Source organism: Curvibacter gracilis ATCC BAA-807, from assembly GCF_000518645.1.
GTDB classification, from domain to species: Bacteria; Pseudomonadota; Gammaproteobacteria; order Burkholderiales; family Burkholderiaceae_C; genus Curvibacter; species Curvibacter gracilis.
Genome location: NZ_JADZ01000077.1, coordinates 1 through 1,498 on the forward strand (window position 1 = coordinate 1; position 1,498 = coordinate 1,498).

1 protein-coding gene is annotated in these 1,498 nt (G+C 64.6%); it reads right to left on the minus strand.

Annotated elements, in window-relative coordinates:
- Position 1 precedes the first annotated feature (1 nt).
- Positions 2–1,366: an IS1380 family transposase gene (locus tag L880_RS0125585; RefSeq protein ID WP_027478017.1), complete on the minus strand. Its 1,365-nt coding sequence runs from the start codon at positions 1,364–1,366 to the stop codon at positions 2–4.
- Between the last annotated feature and the right edge of the window lie 132 nt (positions 1,367–1,498).

Here is a 1,498-nt window from a genome sequence, read left to right on the forward strand (position 1 = left end):
CTTAGCCGCAGGCAGCGAAGAGTTCTCCGTGCAGCCGCTGGAAGGCCTTGGCCGAGCGATCATTGGCGCCCAGTCCGAGGATGACGCGCCGGCCATGCTCGATGAGGCGCCCGGCGCGGTAGATGAGTTCCTGCATCACGGTCTTGATGCGCCGGCGCTTGGCCGCATGGCGTACCGGCGCATCGGGCCCCAGCAGTCCGGCCTGTCCCATCAGGCGAAGGATGTTCATGGCCAGCGCCGCGAGCTCGCACACCAGGTAATTGGTATCGAACTTGCCCGAGGGCAGCCGCTCCAGATCGAGGTCGGTCTTGAACTCGGAGTGGAACTGCTCGTGCGTGCCGTGGTCGGCGTACAGCGCGACGATGGCTTTAGCATCGAACTGTTTGGCGCTCAGGCTCGTGCTCCAGCCGTCCAGCGTGAGCTTGGGCTCGATCAGCAACTGGCCCTTCGCGTCGATGGTGCGTTCAGTCAGGCGCAGCACGCGGCGCAGTGGCCGCTCGATGCCTTCGATGTGCAGCGCCTCTTCCCACAGCGTCACGCGCTTGCCCGCGCGGGGATGCTCCCAGATCGTGGCGGTGTCACCATCAAGGCGCTCGGCCAGCGCCGCCACGTTGGTCGTGCGCGGGTTCCACTTGATCAGCCAGTCCAGTTGCGGCACGCCTGCAGCGTTATACGACTCCATCTCGCACACCAGCTCCGTGGAGTCGAAGCCAGAGTCCAGGCGTGCCAGGATCGGCGCCTTCGGACCCGCCGCGCTCAGGCGCTGCGCCATCGGGATCACCCGCTCGAAGTTGAATTGCGTCTCACGTGCCGAATGCTGCACGCCAGGGCGCAGCGCCAACTCCAGGCAGAACCCGTTCGAGCCCAGGTACGCGGCCAGCGGGCAGTAGCCATCGACGCCGGTGTAGGTGCGTCCTACGCCGTCCTTGGCGGTGCCGCCGTTGTCCATGGCGAACGTGTCGACATCCAGCGGCAGCCAGCCACAAGGCAAGACGCCATAGTCGACCCGCGTGCTGTCCAGCAGCTTCTCGATCAGCGTCGCCAGGAAGTCAAACAGCTCGTCCGCGCGCGTGTCCATGCGCTGGCGCAGCGTCGGGCTGGAGGGCAACAGCTGGATGCCCAGCGCCTGCTTGAAGAAGGCATCGCCGCGGAAGTTCTCAATCGCATCGAAGTCGCTCTTGCCCTGCACCAGCAGGCCCAGGTAGCTGCGCAGGATGTCGCTGTTGGCAACGCCATTTCTCACGGGCAAGGCGGCATCGAGTCGCTTGAACACTGGCGCGAGTCGATTCAGGTGATGTCCGACCAGCGCCAGACCGGCTACCGGGGTGAGGTCGTAGTCGAGCTGCTTGACGATGAAGGGGCGCATTGGAAGAACTCAGGTACTGCGTTTGCAACAGGCCCATCAACGCCCCACACCTGTCTCGCGTTTACCAAACTACCTCAAATCGAACGCACCCGCAGGGTGAGGCACTTTCACTCTTGGGCTCACGGATTCAGG